This is a genomic window from Peribacillus tepidiphilus, from assembly GCF_009466385.1.
Classification (GTDB): domain Bacteria; phylum Bacillota; class Bacilli; order Bacillales; family DSM-1321; genus Bacillus_BN; species Bacillus_BN tepidiphilus.
On record NZ_WIAQ01000001.1, the window covers coordinates 128,119 to 150,646 of the forward strand.

At 36.6% G+C, this 22,528-nt stretch carries 24 protein-coding genes and 1 riboswitch; of the genes, 3 read left to right on the forward strand and 21 right to left on the reverse strand.

Annotated elements, in window-relative coordinates; genetic code table 11:
- Nucleotides 1–145: 145 nt before the first annotated feature.
- From GD441_RS00685 to prsW, 7 genes are all read right to left on the reverse strand, one after another.
- Nucleotides 146–730, reverse strand: coding sequence for a lysophospholipid acyltransferase family protein (locus tag GD441_RS00685; protein ID WP_153122892.1), 585 nt, complete (start codon nucleotides 728–730; stop codon nucleotides 146–148).
- Entirely contained in the window at nucleotides 730–1,407 is a 678-nt protein-coding gene (gene cmk / locus GD441_RS00690) for a (d)CMP kinase (RefSeq protein WP_153122651.1), read from the reverse strand. The genes GD441_RS00685 and cmk overlap by 1 nt, the downstream gene beginning before the upstream one ends.
- A gap of 232 nt (nucleotides 1,408–1,639) precedes the next feature.
- On the reverse strand, nucleotides 1,640–1,825 hold the full coding sequence (locus GD441_RS00695) for a DUF5359 family protein (protein WP_153122653.1): 186 nt from the start codon (nucleotides 1,823–1,825) through the stop codon (nucleotides 1,640–1,642).
- A gap of 68 nt (nucleotides 1,826–1,893) precedes the next feature.
- A complete protein-coding gene (locus GD441_RS00700; RefSeq protein WP_153122655.1) occupies nucleotides 1,894–2,550 on the reverse strand; it encodes a flagellar brake protein in 657 nt (218 codons plus the stop codon).
- Between the two features lie 145 nt (nucleotides 2,551–2,695).
- Nucleotides 2,696–4,048 carry a germination protein YpeB gene (gene ypeB / locus GD441_RS00705; protein WP_153122657.1) on the reverse strand — a complete coding sequence of 451 codons (1,353 nt, stop codon included), beginning with the start codon at nucleotides 4,046–4,048 and terminating at the stop codon, nucleotides 2,696–2,698.
- 15 nt (nucleotides 4,049–4,063) lie between these two features.
- Entirely contained in the window at nucleotides 4,064–4,882 is an 819-nt protein-coding gene (gene sleB, locus GD441_RS00710) for a spore cortex-lytic enzyme (RefSeq protein WP_153122658.1), read from the reverse strand.
- Nucleotides 4,883–5,176: 294 nt separating this feature from the next.
- Nucleotides 5,177–5,866, reverse strand: a complete 690-nt coding sequence (prsW, locus tag GD441_RS00715; RefSeq protein ID WP_153122660.1) for a glutamic-type intramembrane protease PrsW — start codon at nucleotides 5,864–5,866, stop codon at nucleotides 5,177–5,179.
- Between the two features lie 133 nt (nucleotides 5,867–5,999).
- Here prsW and GD441_RS00720 point away from each other — a divergent pair, with 133 nt between their 5' ends.
- A complete protein-coding gene (locus tag GD441_RS00720; protein WP_153122662.1) occupies nucleotides 6,000–6,974 on the forward strand; it encodes an asparaginase in 975 nt (324 codons plus the stop codon).
- A gap of 97 nt (nucleotides 6,975–7,071) precedes the next feature.
- Here the strand turns inward: GD441_RS00720 and GD441_RS00725 are convergent, their stop codons facing one another.
- From GD441_RS00725 to GD441_RS00780, 12 genes are all read right to left on the reverse strand, one after another.
- A complete protein-coding gene (locus GD441_RS00725; protein WP_153122664.1) occupies nucleotides 7,072–8,034 on the reverse strand; it encodes a YpdA family putative bacillithiol disulfide reductase in 963 nt (320 codons plus the stop codon).
- Between the two features lie 501 nt (nucleotides 8,035–8,535).
- Nucleotides 8,536–9,813 carry a Glu/Leu/Phe/Val family dehydrogenase gene (locus GD441_RS00730; RefSeq protein ID WP_153122666.1) on the reverse strand — a complete coding sequence of 426 codons (1,278 nt, stop codon included), beginning with the start codon at nucleotides 9,811–9,813 and terminating at the stop codon, nucleotides 8,536–8,538.
- Nucleotides 9,814–10,111: 298 nt separating this feature from the next.
- On the reverse strand, nucleotides 10,112–10,687 hold the full coding sequence (locus GD441_RS00735; protein ID WP_191992058.1) for an adaptor protein MecA: 576 nt from the start codon (nucleotides 10,685–10,687) through the stop codon (nucleotides 10,112–10,114).
- A 93-nt stretch (nucleotides 10,688–10,780) separates the two neighbouring features.
- Nucleotides 10,781–11,689 (reverse strand): MerR family transcriptional regulator, encoded by a 909-nt coding sequence (locus GD441_RS00740; protein WP_153122670.1) that lies wholly within the window; start codon nucleotides 11,687–11,689, stop codon nucleotides 10,781–10,783.
- 116 nt (nucleotides 11,690–11,805) lie between these two features.
- Nucleotides 11,806–12,576, reverse strand: coding sequence for a metallophosphoesterase (locus GD441_RS00745; RefSeq protein WP_153122672.1), 771 nt, complete (start codon nucleotides 12,574–12,576; stop codon nucleotides 11,806–11,808).
- A gap of 9 nt (nucleotides 12,577–12,585) precedes the next feature.
- Complete coding sequence (locus GD441_RS00750; RefSeq protein ID WP_153122674.1) at nucleotides 12,586–12,981, reverse strand: hypothetical protein; 396 nt, start codon at nucleotides 12,979–12,981, stop codon at nucleotides 12,586–12,588.
- A 56-nt stretch (nucleotides 12,982–13,037) separates the two neighbouring features.
- The gene (locus GD441_RS00755) at nucleotides 13,038–13,670 is read right to left on the reverse strand and encodes a CBS domain-containing protein (RefSeq protein ID WP_153122676.1); all 633 of its coding nucleotides are present in this window, start codon (nucleotides 13,668–13,670) and stop codon (nucleotides 13,038–13,040) included.
- Between the two features lie 77 nt (nucleotides 13,671–13,747).
- The gene (locus GD441_RS00760; RefSeq protein WP_153122678.1) at nucleotides 13,748–14,206 is read right to left on the reverse strand and encodes a YpbF family protein; all 459 of its coding nucleotides are present in this window, start codon (nucleotides 14,204–14,206) and stop codon (nucleotides 13,748–13,750) included.
- 88 nt (nucleotides 14,207–14,294) lie between these two features.
- Complete coding sequence (locus tag GD441_RS00765; RefSeq protein ID WP_153122680.1) at nucleotides 14,295–14,972, reverse strand: LysM peptidoglycan-binding domain-containing protein; 678 nt, start codon at nucleotides 14,970–14,972, stop codon at nucleotides 14,295–14,297.
- 24 nt (nucleotides 14,973–14,996) lie between these two features.
- Nucleotides 14,997–15,581, reverse strand: coding sequence for a CPBP family intramembrane glutamic endopeptidase (locus GD441_RS00770; protein ID WP_153122682.1), 585 nt, complete (start codon nucleotides 15,579–15,581; stop codon nucleotides 14,997–14,999).
- On the reverse strand, nucleotides 15,578–17,071 hold the full coding sequence (locus GD441_RS00775) for a RecQ family ATP-dependent DNA helicase (protein ID WP_153122684.1): 1,494 nt from the start codon (nucleotides 17,069–17,071) through the stop codon (nucleotides 15,578–15,580). Before GD441_RS00775 ends, GD441_RS00770 begins: the two co-directional genes overlap by 4 nt.
- Nucleotides 17,061–18,122, reverse strand: a complete 1,062-nt coding sequence (locus GD441_RS00780) for a YpbB family protein (protein ID WP_153122686.1) — start codon at nucleotides 18,120–18,122, stop codon at nucleotides 17,061–17,063. Before GD441_RS00780 ends, GD441_RS00775 begins: the two co-directional genes overlap by 11 nt.
- A 241-nt stretch (nucleotides 18,123–18,363) precedes the next feature.
- Here GD441_RS00780 and GD441_RS00785 point away from each other — a divergent pair, with 241 nt between their 5' ends.
- Nucleotides 18,364–18,612, forward strand: coding sequence for a ferredoxin (locus GD441_RS00785; RefSeq protein WP_153122688.1), 249 nt, complete (start codon nucleotides 18,364–18,366; stop codon nucleotides 18,610–18,612).
- Between the two features lie 204 nt (nucleotides 18,613–18,816).
- On the opposite strand, the gene GD441_RS00790 is transcribed toward GD441_RS00785, so the two are convergent.
- Complete coding sequence (locus GD441_RS00790) at nucleotides 18,817–19,401, reverse strand: ECF transporter S component (RefSeq protein ID WP_153122690.1); 585 nt, start codon at nucleotides 19,399–19,401, stop codon at nucleotides 18,817–18,819.
- 157 nt (nucleotides 19,402–19,558) lie between these two features.
- Nucleotides 19,559–19,695, reverse strand: a riboswitch (FMN riboswitch).
- 272 nt (nucleotides 19,696–19,967) lie between these two features.
- On the opposite strand from GD441_RS00790, the gene serA reads away from it, so the two are divergent.
- Nucleotides 19,968–21,578: a phosphoglycerate dehydrogenase gene (serA, locus tag GD441_RS00795; protein ID WP_153122692.1), complete on the forward strand. Its 1,611-nt coding sequence runs from the start codon at nucleotides 19,968–19,970 to the stop codon at nucleotides 21,576–21,578.
- Nucleotides 21,579–21,665: 87 nt separating this feature from the next.
- Here the strand turns inward: serA and GD441_RS00800 are convergent, their stop codons facing one another.
- On the reverse strand, nucleotides 21,666–22,478 hold the full coding sequence (locus GD441_RS00800; protein WP_153122694.1) for a histidinol-phosphatase: 813 nt from the start codon (nucleotides 22,476–22,478) through the stop codon (nucleotides 21,666–21,668).
- Between the last annotated feature and the right edge of the window lie 50 nt (nucleotides 22,479–22,528).

Consider the following 22,528-nt stretch of genomic DNA (forward strand, 5'->3'; position numbering starts at 1 on the left):
AGCGGTTAAATAGCTAGGTGATCAGCTTTGTTTTTTACTTAAATTAATAGTAAGACAAAGCACCGCATTTTAGCTTTCATTGATTGGAATAAACATCCTTTAAACTAAATTCTAATAAAAAAAGGATTTTGTCAAGCAAAGTGAATTATTTATGCTGAGAAATCAATTCAGCAATCTTTTCCATAATGATTTCTGTTGCCTCCTCGGCTGAAAGTTTTTGATTTTTACCGTATTCCTTTAGGTCAATTGGTTTTCCATATACGACTTTTAATTTTCTAAAAGCCTTATAAGGTCCTATAATCGCGCATGGCATCACAACGGCATCCGTCCTTAACGCAAAGAAGCCAGCACCTGCGAGGCCCTTACCAAGCTCACCGGTTTTACTTCTTGTTCCTTCCGGAAACAATCCCAAAACTTTTCCTTCTTTTAGAATGGCTAGCCCTTTTCTTAAGGCCTCTCGATCACTCATACCCCGTTTCACTGGAAAAGCATGTAGACTAGGCAACAATTTTTTAAGGATAGGCACATGAAATAGCTCTTCTTTCGCCATAAAATGGACATCTCTCGGTGCTGTGATTCCTACAACAGGTGGATCTAAATTATCAATGTGATTTGAACAAAGCAAAACTCCACCATCTTTTGGAAAATTCTCGACACCTATGACTTCAATTCGATAAACAGGCGTCAAGACTGTTTTGACGACTCCTTTAGCAAATCTATAAAAACTAATCATCTTGAAGTCCTCTCATTCATTAAAGAAATAATTTTGTCAGCAACTTGTTGAATGGACATGGATGTCGTATCGATCTCGATGGCATCCTCTGCTTTCCTTAAAGGAGAAACCTCCCTTTCAGAATCATATTTATCTCTAGCCGCAATCTCTTTCTTTAATTTCTCCAAATCGGAAGTAAAACCTTTTTGCAGATTTTCAAAATGTCTTCTTTGAGCCCTCTCATCAACGCTGGCGATTAAGAAAATTTTCAATTCGGCATGCGGTAATACGTGCGTCCCAATATCTCTTCCATCCATCACAACGCCACCGTTTTTCCCAAGCTCCTTTTGCATTTTAACCATTTCTTCCCTAACAGCCCGGTGCTTTGCAACGGCAGAAACAGATGCTGTAACTTCATGAGTCCGTATTTTTTCTGTTACGTCCTCACCATCCACAAGAACAAGCTGTCCCTTTTTACTTGGTTTAAGTTGAATATCCGTTTCAATTAAAAGCCTATGTAGCTCTTGTTCGTCTTCAACGTCTACATGATTTTGTAATGCTTTATAAGTTAGGGCCCTATACATTGCACCTGTATCAACATAAACATATGAAAAATGTTCAGCCACTATTTTGGCAACTGTACTTTTCCCCGCTGCTGCAGGTCCATCAATTGCTACTGATATTTTCTTTTCCATAATTCCTCCTGTATAATAACAAAACTACATCATCCTCTTTATTTTATCATACAAACGCTTATCATTTTCAAGAATGTCATATTTCTAACATGTAATTCTTTCATTTTCATTATTCCATTTTGGAAAATAAATTCACAGATAGAGGATCCGAAAAGTAAAGCTTTTAGAATGGGGATACCATTTTTTCATTAAAAAATCCGACCACTTAAATTAGCAGTCGGATCTGTTTTAATCACCGAAGTAACTGATTCATTGTTTCTACAATGATTCTGTAGTTGTCACTGTATACCCCTTCGTATTGAGCCATCTTCTTTAATTCAAGGAAAGTATCTTCTTGATGAAATAATATTTGAAAAAACAACAAAAATAACAATTGTATCACAATTAGCTTCATAAGGATTCTTTCTACAGCCTTCATACTTTACCCTCTAAAATTATATTGATAAGATCAAGTATTGGCTTGCCTATAGCTATTTATACCATTTATTATAATCCTTTATTTCTCATCTCTAGCTGTTTTTCAAAACAGAACCGGATCAAAAGCTGGCGGTCACCTTTACTGATTTCAGAAAACTGAATAGAAACTTTGTTAAAATTACTACCCTCTTGTTCTACGATTCTAATAACCTTGCTTTTTAGTTTTAAATAATATATATCACCTGATTTTAATGGGAGTACAATCCAAACATTTATGTAAGAGCCAGGTTTGATGGTGGTTGTCTTTGGTACTAGGATGGCTGCCCCACCTGCACTAATGTCAGCAGTAATTGCAGTAAATGGCCTAAATTCAAAATTTAAGGGGTGTACAGCAACATCAACTGCAGCATCAATCCGGACATACTGCCTACGTTGTATTTTGACAAATTGATGTTCAGCTGGAGTTCTAAGCTGAACAAAAGGTAGCTCCATTTTCTTTCTCCCCAAAACTTCTGTGTCAAAAATATATACGTTTCCTTCAGTACCAATATACGTACACTTTAATTGCGTACCATCCGTCAGAAAAACCGTACGATTTGTATCCAAATTGATCGGATAATCGATATAAAATACATTTCCTGTTATTTCATGGATTTTGCATTTGTATTTTTCAGGCTGAAGGGAATATTTAGGTTCTAATAGTAAGGAATCTCCAATTTTCAACATAATCTCCACACTTCCGGACGTTATTCAAGTTGATCATTGTTTTATAGTTTTATTATGACATGTTATGGAAAAAAGGAAAAGTACAGAAGTACCTTTCCTTTGGAAATTTATATACTAAAAATTTTAAATGGACATTCAGTTGCTACTAAACCATATCTTCCATAGAAGGCTCTGCGTTTTGCAATTTTTCTATAAGTTCTTCTTGATTCGTTTCAGCATTGATGAATATTCTGTAAGTATCATCATGAATGACTCCCAAAAATTCGTGGCAGAGCACCTCTTCACCAAGATCGTTCATAATTACGGCCAGCCTGTTCTCCATAATCTTTACTTTCGGATTAATGGTTTTTCTAGCTTCTGCCGCTGTGATAGTTGGTGCTTGAATTTTACGTTCATGATTAGACCTAAAATATTCTTCCGCTGAAAAACCGATTATGCTTCCATTATCCAATGCTACCTTGATTTTTATGGAATCGGGATAAACTCTTACCCCATTCATAACTGAAACATAAGTAAACATTCCGATGTTATTGAATTGGGTGCTTTCAAATAACTCCAGATTTTTAAATTTATTTTTCTTCAAAAAATCTGCTGCTTTTTGTGATGCGGTATTTAAGCCGATTTTAGCTTTCGAGACATTCCGATTATGAATAAACCAAATGGGGTATCCACCTTTTTTTGTAACATCCATATTGACCTCTTTTTTTGAATCCTTTTCCCTTAAACTAACACTATAGAAGCCGAAATCTGAGCCATTCCCATTTTCTTCGACTTTAACTGTTAAATTTCCTTTAAGACCTGAAAACTTTTTGGTTAAGTTTATTGCTTCTTCTTTGGTAATTGTTCTACCCGATAAATGTTTAAAATTCTTGTTTTTTTCTTTATTGCTAACGAAGGTGGGGCCAAATTGAGAAGCCTCCGAATATCCGGTTACTTTATCCTCTACCATTTTTAATCCGTCAATAATGGTATTGTCTGCTGCTTCCTTTCCTGTTGCCATAGCCAATTCAACATCCATCCATCTAAGGTTATTTTTTAATACTAGATATTGAACTTTTCTTAGCTCCTGTTGGATTTCCGCAGACTGCTTATATAATTGCTCTAAGTTTTTATATTCATTAGAGGTCAAAGGTTCTTGATCCAAGTCTCTTACAGCCGTTTTATAACTAAAATTTCCGATCTTTGATAGGAATTCCTCCGTTTTATTAAAAGGTAACAAAGTTAGAGGAAGCTGTCCGACATCAGTTTGTGCTTCTGAAGCAATTCTCCAAACATCTACAAGAGCCGGAGATATAGATTTTCTTGAATTCATCGCAAGCGTTGTTCCAATCTTATCATTCAATTGATCAATCTGAAAAGATAAATCATGGAATGCCCGCTGATAGTTGTTTTCTGCATTTAACAGAATCGCATTCTTTTCTTGATGCTCTTGATAACCCCAGAATGCCGTTCCTGCCACTGCAATACAAAGAACAGCGATAAGTATTCCTCGTAGCAAGCTTCATCACTCCTATTATTTACAAAAGATGTGTTTTCCGATTCGTTTGATTTGAGGTCGTGACCAAATCCATTTACTTGTAGCTGTTGCAGGGTTGAAATAATATAAGGCATTTCCAGACGGATCCCAACCATTAATAGCATCCATCACTGCGTCTCTCGCTGTTTGGTTTGGTGTCAGCCAAATTTGCCCATCAGCCACTGCGGTAAAAGCACCTGGTTCAAAAATCACTCCAGAAACCGTTTTAGGAAAAAGCGGGCTTTCAACCCTGTTAAGAATAACTGCGGCAACCGCTACCTGCCCAATATAGGGCTCTCCACGAGCTTCGCCATATACAGCATTGGACATTAACTTAATATCGTTTTCAGAAAATCCGGAAGGAATATTAGATGCTGTTTTTGTTGCTGTTGCTCTTTTTTGAGTGCTACTTCTAGCTTTTGGCTTTATTTGCTTCTCGATTGGTACGCCAGCGTAATAAGTGAAATCATTTCCTTTTCTTATTTGATCATGAACAAACTGCTTGTTGAAATTAGATGCACTCACCAATTTTGCTTTTGTCGACTCACCAACTAAACCATCTACAGGGAGTCCGAAATTTTGTTGGAAATTACGCACTGCCCAATAGGTTCCCCAACCATAGACACCATCAATTTTCCCATGATAATAGCCGATATTTTGAAGTCTTGCCTGAAGCTCGATTACATCGTCTCCGACAGCTCCCTTCTGTATAACTTGATTTGAAAAAGCTTCTGTTTGAATCGGTTTATTGGCAAAGATCAGAACAAATAAGAGAACGAAACAGAAGGCTTTCCCTATTGACGAAATGCCTTTCATCAACTACACTCCCTTTTCAATAATTGGAATTAACCCTATTTTCTTCAATAGCCTCAATTTTATTCCTTAGTAATCGCCAATAAACCATTTTGTTTTTCTCAAAGAAGCATCATTCTTTTTTCAAAAAGGCTGTTTCAAAGCGGTTACGCCGAGGAATGCATCCCTCCTCGCAGAAAGCAAGTGCCTCTCGCTGCAATCAACGGCAAACTTTATAGTCTAAAAATAACAATCTATGTGATAAGAGCCTTCAAAAAAAAAAAAAAAATAAGATGACCATAGGTCACCTTATTCAAACTATAACTTCATATTTAGCGTTGTATTTAATCGCTCTCTTGCATGAATATCGGATAGAATTCTAGCAAGCTTCACTTTTCTTAAGCCGAGCCACCACAAGAAAATCATGAATGGTAGCATCCAATATAACCATTGGCGCTGGTTGGTTAAAATGTAATCATAAATCCCGTGCAAAACAAATGGTAACAAAAAGGCAAAAAACAGGAACAGTTTAGTTTGATCCTTCCCAAATTTGCCTTTTCCTAAATAATATCCCATAATAACACCGAATAATGCATGACTAGAGACTGGAAGCAACGCTCTTCCAATGGCAAACTCGACACCGTTTGCAATCAGATATAAAATATTTTCTGCCGTTGCAAATCCAAGTGATACCGCAGCTCCATATACAATCCCATCATAAGGTTCATCAAAAGAAATATGCTGATAAATGACATAAATTAATATAAACCATTTGAAAAACTCTTCCAAAAGTGAAGAAACGAAAAATGCAGAGACAAAACCATTTGGGACCAGTTGCTCGGCTTCAATTACATATTGAATAAACATAATTGGAAAAACTAAAAAAGCACCAAATAAAAAAGTCTTAACGACTACGGAGACAGGCTCTGTTTCATAATAATCCTTTAAATAAAAATAACTTAACAAAGCCAGCCCGGGTGCAATACCAGCTGATAATATGACCAGCATAGGCTGACCTCTTTTCTATTCGTATTTGCTTAAGTAACAATTTAAGGTAAAAAATCTATGTGTGCTTTGTTTAATATTATCATGTTATGATGAAAAGGAAAACCGTTATTGGTAATTATTTGGGAGGTGCTTTATGAAAAAAAATATACTTGTCATACACACAGGAGGTACCATTTCAATGGAAGAAGATGCTTCCACTGGAGCAGTGAAGCCTACCAAGGATAACCCGATGAAAGATAAAAACGATCAAGTATTTTCAATGGCGAATTTACTAATAGAGGACCCTTTCACGCTACCTTCCCCTCATATCACACCTCTTGAAATGTTAAAAATAAAAGAAATGATTGAAGACTATCTTAAAAACCAAGACATATCGGGAGTCGTTATCACACACGGAACAGATACACTGGAGGAAACGGCTTATTTTTTGGATTCGACCATTTCAACGGATATTCCGATTGTGTTAACTGGTGCAATGAGGTCTAGTAACGAAATTGGGTTTGATGGCTTATATAATTATATTTCATCCATTCGTGTGGCACTTTGTCCTGAAGCTAGAAAAAAAGGAGTATTAGTTGTATTAAATGACGAAATCCATACAGCAAAAAATGTCACTAAAACCCATACAAGTAATGTATCGACCTTTCAAAGCCCACAATACGGTCCGATCGGAATTGTTACGAAGCGCAAAATTTTATTTCATCATCAGCCCATGCTCAGTGACAAATTCAATATTACCTCTATTTCAAAAAATGTACCTTTATTAAAAGCACATGCTGGTATGGACTCATCCTTATTTTATGCACTTAAGTCTTTAAAGATTGACGGACTGATCATCGAAGCGCTTGGACAAGGAAATTTACCACCCCAAACTCTTCCAGGCCTTAGCGCACTTTTAGAGGATCAAATTCCTGTTGTACTTGTTTCCCGCTGCTTTAATGGAATCACTCAAGATGTGTATGGATATGAAGGAGGCGGAAAGCAATTAAAAGAAAAAGGTGTGATTTTTTCTAATGGCTTAAATGGGCAAAAAGCTAGGATTAAGCTACTCCTTGCACTAGAAGCGAACTTTGATCAAAGCAAACTTTCTGATATTTTTTCTTATTAAAAAAGAAATGCGGAAAGCGCCCGCTTAGCTCTGATTAGAGTTGGACGATAAGAAATACGAAAAGCCACCTCGTCAAAAGAGAAGTGGCTTTTCGCATTTATTTAGCTAAAAGATGTTTCGCGATAAGACCGCCGTGAAATCTTCCATTTTCAATGAATATTTCATTTGCATTGTTTCCAGCTGCGATGACGCCTGCAATATAAATCCCTTCTACATTCGTTTCCATTGTTTCAGGATTATATAACGGTCTTCCAGTAGCCTCATCAATCCCTACGCCCATTGCTTTTAAAAACGTATGATCAGGATGATAGCCTGTCATAGCAAAAACAAAATCACTCTTAACTGATTTTTCTTCTCCATTTACCTCATAAATAACACTGTCTTCTGTAATCGCCTTAATTTGCGCGTTAAACACCATGTTAATTGTTCCATTCTTCACAAGTGAAACAAACTCGGGCAAAATCCAAGGCTTAATACTACTGGAATATTCTTTTCCACGATACAAAACCGTAACTCTTGCATCTGCCTTCACTAACTCCAAGGCTGCATCTACACTTGAATTTTTCCCTCCTATTACTGTAACATCCCGATCGAAATATGGATGGGCTTCCTTAAAGTAATGGAAAACGTGTGGCAAGTCTTCACCCGGAACATTCATATAATTAGGGTTGTCATAATAACCGGTAGCAATCACAACATGTTTCGTATGATAATCCCTCTTAGAGGTTTTTACGATAAATAAACCATCTTCTTGCTTATCCACACTTTCTACTTTTTCAAAGGTATGGATTCTTAGGCCTTTTCTTTTAACAACCTCCCTATAATAAGCCAATGCTTGATTCCTAACAGGCTTACGATTTTCAGTTATAAAAGGAACATCACCGATTTCAAGCCGATCGCTGGAACTGAAAAAGGTTTGATGCGTAGGATAATGATAAACAGCATTAACAACATTCCCTTTTTCAATAACAAGCGGGTTTTTTCCTACTTCTTTTAAAGCGATTGCTGCTGCCAAACCGCATGGACCGCCTCCAACAATAATCACATCTTCCATTTGCATAACAAAATTCCTCCAAAATACAATGTTTCGATTTCAAACTTTTGACGAAAGCACACAACATTTTATTTTTAGACTGTTTTGGCAAACTTTGTTGCTTTTTAACAAGTAGTGAGGATCGGTTGATTTCCGCTCCAGGATGCTCACTTTCCGCAGGGCGGGCGGTGAGCATCCTCGGCGCGCAGCGCCTGTGGGGTCTCACCTGTCCCGCAGCTCCCGCAGGAGTCTCGCACCTTACGCTCCAATCAACCAACTTTTTTTCAAAGGTTTTCATTCCCAGAACCTATGTAAAAACAATAATCTTTTAGAAAAGAGCTTATTTTTATTATCTAGATTGTCCAATTCGTCTGATAAATGAGCAAAAACTCATATTTTCTTTAAAATCAGTTGATATGAACAAGAAATAGTATGAACGTAAATTAAAACTCCTATCTTAACCATGATAGGAGTTTTTTCTTCGTAATTCAATTTTGATGCTCATTTGTTAAAAATCTGTCAATGCTATCAGATCCAACCTCGGTAACGGGAAGCCTCAGCCATTTTTCTTACACCCACCATATAAGCTGCCAATCTCATGTCTACACGTCGTGTTTGGGCAATTTCATAAATATTGTTGAAGCTTTTCACGAGGATTTTTTCTAATTTTTCCTCCACCTCTTCTTCAGTCCAATAATACCCTTGGTTGTTTTGGACCCACTCAAAATAAGAGACAGTAACCCCACCGGCAGATGCAAGGACATCCGGTACCAATAAAATGCCTCTTTCTGTCAAAATTTGAGTAGCTTCCAAAGTCGTTGGACCGTTTGCCGCTTCCACAACAATTTTTGCCTTGATATTGTGAGCGTTTTCTTCGGTAATCTGGTTCTCAATCGCTGCAGGGACAAGAATATCACAATCTAATTCTAGTAATTCTTTATTAGTAATCGTATTTTTAAAAAGCTTTGTAACGGTTCCAAAGCTGTCTCTTCTATCTAACAAATAATCAATATCTAAGCCATTCGGATCGTAAAGGGCTCCGTATGCATCTGAGATCCCCACAACCTTCGCTCCAGCATCGTGCATGAACTTAGATAGATAGCTACCTGCATTTCCAAATCCTTGAACAACTACTCTTGCACCTTTTAAATCTATACCTTTTTTCTTTGCGGCTTCACGAATACAAATCGTAACACCCTTTGCAGTCGCGGATTCTCGTCCATGTGAACCCCCAAGGACTAACGGTTTTCCTGTAATGAAACCTGGAGAATTAAATTCGTCGATTCGACTATATTCATCCATCATCCAAGCCATGATTTGAGAATTCGTAAATACATCCGGTGCAGGAATATCTTTAGTAGGTCCCACAATTTGACTTATGGCTCTTACATAGCCACGACTTAATCTTTCAAGTTCCCTAAAAGACATGTTCCGAGGATCGCAAACAATACCGCCTTTTCCTCCACCATATGGTAAATCAACAATTCCGCATTTTAAACTCATCCAAATTGAAAGCGCTTTAACTTCTCTTTCTGTTACATTTGGATGAAAACGGATTCCTCCCTTTGTAGGTCCGACTGCATCATTGTGTTGCGCTCTATAACCTGTAAATATCTTTACAGAACCATCGTCCATTCTAACAGGAATTTTGACTGTTAACATACGAAGTGGTTCTTTTAAAAGCTCGTACACCTCTTCTGGATACCCTAATTTCTCTAATGCCTTATGGATCACAGTTTGGGTGGACTTTAGGACATCATGCTTTTCTTCACGTTCTGCATGATCCGTACCTTTTTCGGCTACCATTTATGTACCCCCTAAAAGTCATCATACTTTTCTAATTGGTGACCTATCAGTGATAGTATACACCTCCTACTCCCCCTATGCAAAGTAATTATCTTTGATTTTATGTAATATTTAGAATTACTCTATTCCACTTTTACTTCCCTTTTTATTTTGTTCTAATCAAAACTTACATCTAAAACTTGGTTTCTATGCAACACATTTTCATTTCATTAACAATATTCATTCTGCATTGCTTTTTTTCAATTTTTAAAAAAAAGCCTGACAAAAAAACGGATGCTTTCATGTCAGGTCACATTATTTAAACCATGAAATGTTCTGTTATGGTTTTTATTGCACATTTTTCGAATATTAGTTTGCCATACTCTTGTATTTTGTAAAGAGTTAAAGTTGAAGCATTTCCGTACTCTGACGTAAGCGATATGACTGATTTATATTTTTCAGGCTCCACGTCTTCAATATAAATATAATAACGGTCCTGATACAAAAATACCTGCCCTTGCTCCAAGCCCAACACTTTCAAACGATGGGCGAGTTGAATGATATCTTCGAATTCGAGGAATACATATAGAATATGAGCGTGTTCCCCTAATTTCACTTGAAAGTTCAAATAATCCTCATCATCTAAATCTTCTTCATCCTCACGCGAAACAATAATAATTAACCCTTGAGCATGCAGAGAAAAAATTTCGATTTCAATCGCACCATTCATTTTAAAATTCATTTCATCACAAGCATCTTCAATCAGATGTTGAAAAATTCTTTGTGCCTTTAAGGAATGTTCTCTAATCTCTTCGAGCGAAAGCCCGTGGTCCATTAAATCATCAAAGGTTAGAAATATTTTAAACTTGTTTTGATCGAGCCGCTCTAGCTTCATGCATGATGCCCCCTGTGATGATACCCATATTGCTATATCATATGAAACAAAAAAAACAGGGTGCATATCCATCGAAGAGCGGAAAACGCCTGTTTAGCTGATGCGCTCTTGAAGCCATTTTTCCCAATAGGATGGTTCATTCCCTAATAAATGAGATGCATACTTTTCTTTTAGGTCGGAAGGCAATGTATCCATCGCATTTCCTCCAAGGCCTATTTCCAAACTCTTAAATTCATTTTTTAGAGTTTCGATCAATGTAATGGTTCCTTCCACATTTTCCTCTAATGTGCAAGAGAAAAATAAAAATTTGGGACAGACGGTTTGTATTACGATACTCAAATCCTTAGGAGCAAGGCTTTGTCCGAGATAAACAACATCAAAGCCTCTTCTTTTAAGGAACAAGGTAAACATTAAGAGACCGATTTCATGCCATTCATTCGGGCCACATACGGCAACAGCCTTTGGCAGAACCTGATTATGCGGGAGCGTTTGAATAATGAAGCCGATTCTCGAACGTAAAATGGAAGATGCAAAATGCTCATGGGCACTTGTGATTTTACCATTCTCCCATAAGTCTCCAATTTGATGCAAAATACTGCACAATATTTCTATTACTACTTTTTCAATCGAATACAAACTGAAAGCATGGTTTATTAATTCATATGACCTGCCTTCATCAAAATTCAGTAATGCTTCCAAAAGCTCAGCAGCTAATTTCTTTGATTGTTCATAATCAGCAAATTTAATTTCATTCGTCTCCTGGAGCAATTCCTGCCGTTCTAACAAAGAAACAGCCTGACTAATCGTGAATCCCTGTCTCGTTTTATCAACCAGCCAGCGCAAAATTTTGAGATGCTCGTCCGTATACAGCCTATGACCTGATTCGTTTCGGTCAGGGGCGATAAATTGATATCTTCTCTCCCATGCCCTTAATGTACCAGGCTGAATCCCCAACATTTTCGATATTGCCTTTATATTATATTTTCCTTTATGTACATCCATACAGATCCTCCACCAAGACAACAATTCTAACATTAAGTATACAAAAGTATTCTTACGTGTAAAATCTGTAGAAGTTTTGTTCATTAAAAGTATAAGTGCCTCTAAAACTCTTATTTTCAAGAAGAGGAATGTGTAATTTCAATTAGATGAGTTTCCGGCTTAGCTCCAAGCCTAAAGGGAACGAGGGTCGTGCCGTATCCATTGCTCACTAATAATGTCAGATCATTTTCCACTGTAACTTTACCTATCTCATAAGGTCCCATACCAAACAATCGAATTTGTCCACCATGCGTATGTCCGCTTAAAACGAGATCAATGCTGTGCTCAGGGTTAATTTTTCGCACGATACTAGGATCGTGACTTACTAAAATTCGGAAAGAATTCGGAGCAGAATCCATGACAGCCAAATCGATATTATCACGATTTGCTCCCAAGTAGTCAATACCGAGCAAGCAAACTTTATCACCTTGATAAGATTCAAAAGTAACTGAAGTATTATCAAGAATTTTTACTCCAAAATCCAATAAAGTCGCATCTAACAAATGATAGTCGATTTCATAATCATTGTTTCCCCATACAAAATACATCGGCCCAATTTCTTTAAGTCTTCCTAGATTTTCTTTAATTCTAGAAAAAGGTACTCCCTTTTCAGCTAAGTCTCCTCCAATTACAACAATATCTGCTTTTTCTTTTGCAGCTTGGATGATTTTTTCTCCGACTACTCTCTTATGTATATCCGATATAAAAAAAATGGTCAGCTTCCCAAAGCTTTCAGGAAAGCTAGGAAACTGTAAATGATGCTCAATAATCCTATCAGATTTCGCAATCCTCCACATATAAACGAGAAAGGAAAAAACAATTAAAATAAAAAATAAAAGTAATACCATATTTACTCCTTAATCACTGGTCTCGTTAATTTTAAAACTTTTATAATCAATTGAAATGATACCATATATGAATGAAAAACAGAAAAAGAGATAGCTCTGAATTTTTCCATATCTCCATAAAAAAAAGAAAGAACCAATCGCTAATAATAACACGAATAAATTTACAGGATTGAACGGTTTTTTCGTCCAAATTCTTCCGATCTCTTCTATCCCAGCTTTCAGTATACTTGCCTGACATAAAAATCCAATAATAAACATGAAGGTTGCCATAAAGTAATCTAACGGATGTAAAATAAGCTCCACTAAAAACGTTTCAAACTGAAAAGAATTTGAAATAGGGAACCATTTAATAAATAAAAAGCCACAAAGAGATCCTATCAGGATTTTTAGAGCATTTGCAAACATAAAAAAATCCCCCCCATATCCAATGTATGAGAGAGAGATTTTTTCATAACCATATTTCAGTCTTCCTGAATATCTAGAATCCTGAACCCAGAATCTTCAAGTTTCTTTGTAAACTTCTCTATGTTTGGCTTCTTTTCAACTTTCATAACAATTCTTCGTACAAGCTTATCTGTTTCATCAAATGTAACAAGGGAAATAATATGCTCGTGAAAATGATGGGCAATTTCAGCCAATCTTGCAATTCTTCCTTCTGTTTCAACAGAAGTAAAAGCAATCCTTACTCCCGGCTTATTCATGCCGAAAGCACTTTGAAATTGTTCAAGCACATCATAGCGAGTCACAACCCCTAAAAATTTTCTGTTTTCGTCAACAACTGCCAATAATGGGAAGTCCTTTAACTTAAGCAAGGTATGCTCAAAAATTTCATGCCCTTGTAAGTAGTTGTCTTGGTGTGTCGCAATATCTACAGCTCTTCTTTCATTTAGAAATTCTTCTTTTGGTGTATGACTGTTAAAAAAGTTCTCATAGATTCCAAAGCGGGTAATTATTCCAACATATTCTTCATCCTTTAAAACCGGAAGGCCATCAACCTTTTTTGATTCCAGTATGTTTAATGCAGTTTGTAAAGAATCGTCATGCTGAACTACAAAGCAATTAAACTTGGGAATCATAATGCTTTTTACAAACATGAAGTTCACCCCGTCAGAATGATTTTATCAATGTATTCCACAATATATGGAAAATTACCTGCTTTTCAGAACCGTTTTTATTTATTTTCATGATAAAGATTAATATCGAATTTCTCTTTCATTAGCTCAAACACTTTGTGCCGGTTTTTCCAAGCCTCTTCTTGCTTCCACAAATCTTTGCTTTTGTCGATTATTTCACATCGTAAGTCATGGTATTCCTTTTCAGCCTTGTCTAGCTTCTTTTTTAAATAGAGCATGTAGCCGTAAAAGCCAAATACAGTAAGCATATAAAAAAGGTTTATGTAATGATTTACAAACACAGAAAACATATCAAAAAAAGAATAATAATACGGCTTTACAATAAATACATACAAATAGATAAGAAATAGTAAGCCCAATAAAAGTGTAGCAAGTGTAACAAATAGGTGATCTCTTTTTATTTTATCGAATTTCTTCTTTCTCTCGATAACGTTTTGAAGCATCATTTTGGTGGCCTGATCGGTATGCTCAACGCGCATAATGATAGACGATTCCATTTTCCTTCCCTCCCCCATACTCACAATAACATTTTATGTACCTGTCCAAAGCTGTAGACCTTTTAAAGTATGAATGAGAGGGATTTTATTATTTCTTAATTGGTACTTTTAATACCTGCCCTACTTTAATATTGTTATCCTGAATATTGTTCCATTCTTTTAATAAAGGAATCCCTTCCTGGGAACCATAATATTTCATAGAAATACGGAAAACTGTTTCTTGAGGCTGCACCGTATGATAGACAATTTTATACTCATCGTTTTTACGATCTCCCGCGTGATCCTTCTCTTGTTCATCGCTGTTTTGCTCTTCTTTACTACTAGGATTTACTGTTTCTGTTGAAGCCATTTTTTGTTCGGTATGTTTTGTATGATTTTCCGTATTTGAACCTGAACGGATTTCATCTGTTAGAGAATTCTGTTTTTTTGATTCTTGATCATAAGATGAAGAAATGAAAGATGGTTCATTGTTATTTATTTCAATTGTCTCGAACCCCTTTTTTTCTTCAGAGATAGAATTAACGACTTTTTCATCATTTCCTGAAGTATAAAGTGCATAGATTGTTATCGGCATTAAAATAAAAAATAGCGATAAGAGCTTGATTAAAGGATATTTAATTTTTAGCTTAACCTTTTGTTTTTTCTTGCCATGAATTTCAGCCCTGGAAGGCAAAGAGTCTTTCAATCTCACATTTCGGTTCACTAACTCCACTTCAGATCTTAAGCTCTCAGCTTGATCGAGATTTTTGTTTTTTTCCCTTTTCATTAGCAGTCCCTCTTTTCTATCTCCTCATCTGGGCTTTGAATTTTTTCTTCTAATCATGAAACCCAAAAGACAATCAATTAGAAAATGTGCAAAAATCGTGACAAGTAAATTATCCGTCCATTGAAAAATCAATCCAATCACAAAACTTAAAGAAACGATGTTGATGAATAAAAACCAGTTAAATAGATAACGGTAATGAACTAAAGCAAAAATAAAGCTTGTCCCAATCAACCCTATTTCAGTTTGTATAACCCCTCTAAAAAGAACTTCCTCTGAAATCGCTACTACTAATGAGACAATCAAAATCATTGGATAGGAAAGGCTGCCGAAAATCCTTTCATTAATGCCCCCATCATCATAATAGGAAGAAGGCAAAATTCTCATTAAACAAATGTCTAATGCAACGATTCCAATCCCTGTACCGCCTCCAATTAGAATAATTTCTAAACAATCCCATTGAAAAAGGTTTAGAAAATCATCTAAACTTTCAAAAGTAAAGGATCCGATTACGATCGCTATAACAACTAAAATCGTCTGTGTAAGAAAAACATTTAAAAGAAGTTCACGGTCACTTAATGTTTGAATGATTTCCGATTGTTTATTTCTCATATGCTCCCTATTTTCTCTGTTAATAATATTTTTGCAAGCTCCTGCTGCCAGGCTTCTTGTTCAAGGGGAGATGCATCATCCATGGGTTCCATTTGAGCTGTACACATGATCATTGAATCATCACATCTATCACAGCATGGTGTTTGGACAAGTTTATGCTCATGGAAGTAATCTAAAATGCCTTTTCTCCTACAATCCTTCGATTGGATCCATCTCATAACAAATCGCAACTTTTCCATTTTTACTTCTTTTCGATGTTGGATATAGGAAAGTAGTGATGCTTTCACATCCCTTACATCATGGCAATCTTCCAAAAAATAAGAAACAATCCTACTTTGTATCTCATTTAATCCAATTTGGCCAAAATAATCGTCCAAAGCATTCTTTTGTAAGTGTACTTGCTTGTCTATTTTTTCAAAAAGCCAATCAATCTGTTCTTTTGATGGAAATTCCTGCTCCAATAAGGTGAGAGGAATACCTTCATCGCCCTCTGCGTATAGCAAAATGGCAGTGCTTTGTTTACCGTCTCTTCCTGCACGGCCAATTTCCTGAACATACGATTCCATGTCCCCTGGAGGATGAAAGTGGATCACATATCTTACATTCTCTTTATTAATACCCATACCAAAAGCACTCGTCGCACAAATAATGTTGATTTGACTATTTAAAAACTGCTGCTGAATCAAGATCCTCTGCTCCTGCTCCATTCCTCCGTGATAATATTCTACCTTCCCAATCCCACGTTCTTTTAAGTAAGAAGCTGTTAGCTCCGCTGCTTTCTTGCTTTTGAAATAAATGATTCCAGGAGGCTGTAATTTCTTTACCAATTCAAGAAGCTGCACCTGCTTTTCATGATAGGTATGGAATGTTTGAATCATAAGTGAGATATTTTGACGGTTCACACTAGAAATAATTTCCATTGCACCTTCCATGTTCAGCCGTTTTTTTATATCCTCTCTTACCTCACTGGTTGCTGTAGCTGTAAGTGCCAATGTTAGTGGATTGCCCAATTTTTTTCTGATGAAGCCCAACTTCAAATAATCTGGCCGGAAATCATAGCCCCACTGTGAAATGCAGTGAGCCTCATCTACAACAAATAATCCAATTTGTAAATTCCTGATCGCCGATAACACATTTGGTACACTGAGCATTTCAGGTGAAAGAAAAATAAACCTAAATGTTTGCAATTGTCGTAGTGCCTCTCTTTTTTGATCGGGAGACATAAATGAATTTAAAGCGATGACACTTTTTTCCCCTCTAACCTTCATCTGTTCAACTTGATCCTGCATTAATGATAGCAAAGGGGAAACCACGATCGTCGTTTTTTTCAACAAATAAGCCGGAAGCTGGTAACATAGTGATTTTCCTGTTCCAGTCGGCAGCATCGCTAAAGTATTTTGTCCATTTAAAAGTGCTTGTATCGTTTCTTTTTGTCCTTGTCTGAATGCGGAGAAGCCAAAGTAGCGGTATAAAAATTTTTCAAGTTCCATCACGATCACCACTCTTTGCAAGAACCAACCGAATTTGAAAATAACTTACTTTTGATTGAAGTTTATTTTTAATAGGCTTTAGCTTTTTCGTTTTTAATGCAGCTGCTGTTTGCATAATTTCATTTTGTATGGACTTGTCCACAAAGGGATCTATTGAAAACTCTGGAATAAAAAGAGCCATTTCCACGATATGGTCCTCTATTGTACTTACTTTTAGCTGTCTAGCTTTCGCTGCTCTTTCTACAGAAAAGCCATTTTTAATTAAAGAATAGGTAGCTTTACTACTTTCTGTCAGTTGATAGTTCGAAATGGGAGGTGCAATCATGCTTAATATTTTATATTTAGACTTAGCCCTGTTCGTTTCCATCAATATGAAATGTAAGGTATCCAAAAATAAAATATGAATATAGGCTTCGTCTCGATTTGTTTCTTCAGCTAACTGTTTGTTCGTAAGACCGATCCTGTGGTATGCAGATAAACGAGAAACAAAAATCTTACCTTGTAGCTCAGGTAATTGATTTAACAAAGAAAAAAGCTCTCCATATAATTTTTCCCCTAATAATCTTTTGTCAGTGTATGTCTTTAAAAACCTTTTAACCCAAGCTTGTACAGATAAATCACGCTGTATTGGATAAAAAGAATAATGCCCATGAATTAAATGAGAAACCGTTTGGATAACAAGTGATAGTCTTTTCCAAAAAATTGCTGACTGTGCCTGGAAATGATACCCGTGCAAATGCTTTGGAAAAGGGGAAAGAGCCATATATTGTTCAAGAGCCTTTTTCCCCTCAAAGGTTACTTCTATCTCATTTCCTTCATGCTTGATCGATATGTATTGATTATTTATGAGTTTTTGGACTGTCTCTTCAAAAAAGTCTCTTTGTAACGATTGAAAAGTACCAAAAAATGTCTCAAGACCATATAGATGACAGTCTTGAATCGTTTGAAAAGACTTTTTCCCTTTTAAAATATGGTAAATGGATATTACTGTTCTTTCACCGTTCAGTTTCATAATCATATGGATGATTAGAGCCTCTAGAAATTGAATCATGGCTAACTCTCGCTTTTACATCTTTTCTTATTTCATATTTTATCAAAAGATGACGGTTCTTGTCGTGAACTTTCATCTTTTTTGTTGTTTCTTCTCAAAGTTGTAGAATCCTTATGTGATAAGCATTCTCAATAGATTCCCTATTGAAAAGTTATGCTTACACCTTTACAATAGGAATTAGTAACAGGTTTCAGAGATTCTTTTTGAGACCGTACAAAGTACATAATGGGAGGTTATTTTCATGGCAAAATACACAATCGTTGACAAAGAAACTTGCATCGCTTGTGGAGCTTGCGGAGCTGCAGCGCCTGATATTTACGATTACGATGATGAGGGTATTGCATTCGTAACTCTTGATGACAACCAAGGGATCGTTGAAATTCCAGACGTACTTGTGGATGATATGATGGACGCTTTTGAAGGCTGCCCAACTGACTCCATTAAAGTTGCTGATGAACCATTCAATGGAGACCCAACTAAATTTGAATAAAAAGTGAAAAATCATTGCGGACGGTCGCAATGATTTTTTATTTATAAAAGGCTATTTCCGTAAAGTTTGTTGCTTTTTTAGTGTAATGTAACGATACGATCTGAGTTGATTGTAGCGGAGGGTACTTGACTCCTCGAAAATGCATTCGCGTTTGGCTCGAACAGATTTAAAAAGCCGCCACGTTTTAATCGTGACGGCTTTTGTTTATATTTTCAGCTGTGCTGTTGCTTGCTTTTCAATCCACCCATGAAGACGGGTAAATAACAACATGAAAACAATTGTAATAAGCAAACCTTTCACAATGTTAAATGGCAAGATTGCAGTCGCAATAAACTGTCTTAAGTCTGGAGCTGACATAGGTTCCCATCCCATAAACATCGTGTAGGCTGGGAAAATAATGAAATAATTTAAAATACTCATCAAGGTGGCCATTGTCAGTGTTCCAGCAATAAGAGCAATGGTCATACCAATTTTGGAGCTTAATTTTTTAAAAATATAATAAGTTGGCAGAATAAATATGACACCAGCCGTAAAGTTCGCGATATGACCAATCGGAACGCCCGTTGAGCTTCCTGTCATCAAATAATCCAAGATGTTTTTAATGAATTCTACCATTACACCCGCCACAGGACCGAATATTAACGCAGCAACTAATGCCGGTATATCACTGAAATCTACAAGTAAAAACTGCGGGAACCCCGGAAACGGGAAATTTAGCAGCATGAGAATATACGCAATACTGCTGAACATACCCACCGCGACAAATTTTCTTACCTTTCCTTGCTTCATACTATCTCTCTCCTTCTTTTTGTGAGATCTACTTCACGAAAAGAGGACAGTTCAAGCCCATGCTTTGAAATAAAAAACCCCGTAATCTTGTAGACAACGGGGAGAAAAAAGCATGGTCAAATAAACGTTTTAAAGAATCATTTTAAAACGCTTGAACCTCCACCTTCTCCCATCCAGACTGTACTGTCGGCTTTGGAATCTCACCAAATCCTGCCACAAAAATTTGTGGCTCGCGGGCTTAGAGCTTTGCTCATCACCGCCGGTCGGGAATTTCACCCTGCCCCGAAGATAGATCTATTAAATTTTTATTACAAAAATGATTATAGCCTAAAAAAGTCTCGATGTGAAGATATTTATTCATGATTCACAAATATGTAATACTTTACTTTACTAAAAAATTTTTCCTTAAATAAAAATCGATTTTGACAATTCTAAGTCTATTTGTATATTAAGCGCTTACATATGTTTGCGCTAAATTGACATTGACCCTTAATTTTTGTAGAATTAACAGAAATTTAAAAGTTTAGAATTTTACTATATTAATAATAATGGGATGGTGTTTTGGGGTGTATCGAGTATTAGTAGCAGACGCAATTAAACCGGAAGGGCTGACTCCATTGCTACAGGCTTCAAATATTGAGCTTGTACAAAAAACAGTCGATGAATGCACGGAGGAGTTGCATGTAATGGATGCAATTCTTGTAAGAAGCGCAACAAAAGTTACAGAAGACTTAATGGAAAAAATGCCAAACTTAAAAATTATTGCACGTGCTGGAGTTGGGGTAGATAACATTGATGTACCAGCTGCAACGAAACGTGGAATCGTGGTTGTAAATGCTCCAGATGGGAATACTATTTCCACTGCAGAACACACCTTTGCTATGATGGCTGCATTAATGAGACATATTCCACAAGCTTATGCCTCATTAAAGATTCATAAAGAATGGAAGCGTAACGCGTTCTCCGGAACTGAATTAAACGGAAAAACACTAGGGATTGTCGGAATGGGCCGTATTGGTAGTGAAATTGCCAAACGAGCAAAAGCATTTGGCATGTCTGTTTTAGTGTTCGATCCGTTTTTAACTTCGGAGAGAGCCAAAAAAATGAATGTTACAGCTTTGCCATTAGATGAGCTTATCGAAAAAGCTGATATCATCACCGTGCATACTCCACTTACGAAAGAAACCCGAGGCTTACTAAATAAAGCTAGATTGTTAAAAGCCAAAAAAGGTGTTTATTTGATTAACTGTGCTAGAGGCGGGATCATTGATGAAGATGATTTATATGAGTTAATTGTAGAAGGACATGTTGCTGGAGCTGCTCTGGATGTTTTTGTTGAGGAGCCTGCCGTTCATAACAAACTTCTTGAACTGGATCAAGTGATTGCAACACCCCATTTAGGAGCTTCTACGAAAGAAGCCCAGTTGAATGTCGCTAGTCAAGTAGCTCAAGAAGTACTCCTTTTCTTAAACGGAAATCCAGTTTCAAATAGCATCAATTTGCCTGCTATTTCTAAAGAATTGTTTGAAAAAATTCAGCCATTTTATCACCTTGTCAAACAGCTTGGAAGCATTGCCTCTCAGTGCATGAAAGAAGGAATCCATGAGATTTCCGTTACTTATGCAGGCTCTGCCCTTGACTTTGATACGAGTATCTTGACAAAAAGCTTGCTTTCAGGCTTTTTCAATTCAAGAATCGATATTGCTGTCAATGAGGTCAATGCCCTTCTTGTTGCTAAAGAAAGAGGTATTACAATTGGTGAAAAAATCTCTCAAAATACATTCGGTTATGCAAATGCTATTTCCCTTACAGTTAAAGGGGACAACAGAATATTTGAAATCAAAGGTACCTATATCGAAAATTATGGTCCTCGTGTAGTCAGCTTAAATGGATTTAATATTGATTTCAATCCTGAAGGAAATCTTCTATACATCCAACACACGGACCGTCCAGGGGTCATTGGTCGTGTCGGTAAAATTTTAGGGGATCATGATGTCAATATCGCAACCATGCAAGTGGGAAGAAAACAAGCGGGGGGAGAAGCAATCATGATTCTATCCTTTGACAAGCCTTTATGTGATGAAGTGTATAATATATTGAATGAATTGGATGATACAACGTTTACGTATCGTATTTCCCTATCATCTCATCCATCTTTGCCTAAAATACAAGAATAATAAATAAAGGGCTGTCCCATAAGTCATTATGGGCAGCCGCATTTATATCCGCTAAAATGTACTCGAAAAGACTGTTTATCCTTCATTCTAGCCTAATTCCACTTCTTTTCTCTCGCCTTTTGAGAAAGTCATAAGCGTTGTATATCCGACAGATCGTGCCAGCTCAATCGCTTGATTAAAGTCTGCCCCGACATGTTCTGGGAAATGGGCATCAGATGAAAGCACGATTGGAATACCTTTTTCATAACACATCTCAAGCAATCTTCTGTCAGGATATAATTCCCCAACAGGCTTCCTTAACCCAGCTGTACTGATTTCCACACAAGTTTTCGAGTTTTTAAGAGCTTCTGTTGCTCGATCATACTGTTCTAACAAAAAGTCCTCATCATTTGGAACATATTTAAAAATTTTCACCAAATCAATATGTCCAATTATATCGAATAAGTTGGACTCTGCAAGCGTTACGACCTGATCAAAATATTGTCTGTATATGTCAAACACATCCCGCTTGTCCCATTCATGGATGTATTCTTTTAAATCAATTCCAAAATCGCCGACCCAATGGATCGATCCAATCACATAATCGAAATCATAAGCCTTGATAAAAGCTGCCATTTCTTTATGCTTACCTGGAGTATAATCCATTTCAATCGACATTTTCACATCGATCCCACTATTCCACGCTTGCTTAAATAAAGCCACGTAATCAGCCATGTCATAGAATCTTCTAGGGTTCACCCATTCATTTTGTAAAATATCCGCAGTTTGGTAAAAATGATAAGCATGTTCTGATATGCCAAAATGCTGAATGTTCTTTGATTTTGCGGTATCCGTAAATTTTTTTAAATAATCCAGCGTAAGTGTCCCGGTTTCTAGATGATTATGATAATCCGTCAGCATCCTTCTTCCCCCTTTATCCCTTTAATTATACAAAGGCATAAAGTAAAAAG

Excerpts from the sequence above, each read along its gene's own strand:
- GD441_RS00800 (WP_153122694.1), bottom strand. The coding sequence starts at position 22,478 with ATGCTGACGGATTATCATAATCATCTAGAAACCGGGACACTTACGCTG.
- GD441_RS00720 (WP_153122662.1), top strand. The coding sequence starts at position 6,000 with ATGAAAAAAAATATACTTGTCATACACACAGGAGGTACCATTTCAATG.
- GD441_RS00765 (WP_153122680.1), bottom strand. The coding sequence starts at position 14,972 with ATGAAAAGGGAAAAAAACAAAAATCTCGATCAAGCTGAGAGCTTAAGA.
- sleB (WP_153122658.1), bottom strand. The coding sequence starts at position 4,882 with ATGAAAGGCATTTCGTCAATAGGGAAAGCCTTCTGTTTCGTTCTCTTA.
- GD441_RS00780 (WP_153122686.1), bottom strand. The coding sequence starts at position 18,122 with ATGATTCAATTTCTAGAGGCTCTAATCATCCATATGATTATGAAACTG.
- GD441_RS00770 (WP_153122682.1), bottom strand. The coding sequence starts at position 15,581 with ATGAGAAATAAACAATCGGAAATCATTCAAACATTAAGTGACCGTGAA.
- GD441_RS00725 (WP_153122664.1), bottom strand. The coding sequence starts at position 8,034 with ATGCAAATGGAAGATGTGATTATTGTTGGAGGCGGTCCATGCGGTTTG.
- GD441_RS00790 (WP_153122690.1), bottom strand. The coding sequence starts at position 19,401 with ATGAAGCAAGGAAAGGTAAGAAAATTTGTCGCGGTGGGTATGTTCAGC.
- GD441_RS00735 (WP_191992058.1), bottom strand. The coding sequence starts at position 10,687 with ATGAAGCTAGAGCGGCTCGATCAAAACAAGTTTAAAATATTTCTAACC.
- GD441_RS00745 (WP_153122672.1), bottom strand. The coding sequence starts at position 12,576 with ATGGTATTACTTTTATTTTTTATTTTAATTGTTTTTTCCTTTCTCGTT.
- GD441_RS00740 (WP_153122670.1), bottom strand. The coding sequence starts at position 11,689 with ATGGATGTACATAAAGGAAAATATAATATAAAGGCAATATCGAAAATG.
- GD441_RS00760 (WP_153122678.1), bottom strand. The coding sequence starts at position 14,206 with ATGGAATCGTCTATCATTATGCGCGTTGAGCATACCGATCAGGCCACC.
- GD441_RS00700 (WP_153122655.1), bottom strand. The coding sequence starts at position 2,550 with ATGTTGAAAATTGGAGATTCCTTACTATTAGAACCTAAATATTCCCTT.
- GD441_RS00775 (WP_153122684.1), bottom strand. The coding sequence starts at position 17,071 with ATGGAACTTGAAAAATTTTTATACCGCTACTTTGGCTTCTCCGCATTC.
- GD441_RS00730 (WP_153122666.1), bottom strand. The coding sequence starts at position 9,813 with ATGGTAGCCGAAAAAGGTACGGATCATGCAGAACGTGAAGAAAAGCAT.
- GD441_RS00695 (WP_153122653.1), bottom strand. The coding sequence starts at position 1,825 with ATGAAGGCTGTAGAAAGAATCCTTATGAAGCTAATTGTGATACAATTG.
- GD441_RS00750 (WP_153122674.1), bottom strand. The coding sequence starts at position 12,981 with ATGTTTGCAAATGCTCTAAAAATCCTGATAGGATCTCTTTGTGGCTTT.
- cmk (WP_153122651.1), bottom strand. The coding sequence starts at position 1,407 with ATGGAAAAGAAAATATCAGTAGCAATTGATGGACCTGCAGCAGCGGGG.
- GD441_RS00785 (WP_153122688.1), top strand. The coding sequence starts at position 18,364 with ATGGCAAAATACACAATCGTTGACAAAGAAACTTGCATCGCTTGTGGA.
- GD441_RS00755 (WP_153122676.1), bottom strand. The coding sequence starts at position 13,670 with ATGTTTGTAAAAAGCATTATGATTCCCAAGTTTAATTGCTTTGTAGTT.
- prsW (WP_153122660.1), bottom strand. The coding sequence starts at position 5,866 with ATGCTGGTCATATTATCAGCTGGTATTGCACCCGGGCTGGCTTTGTTA.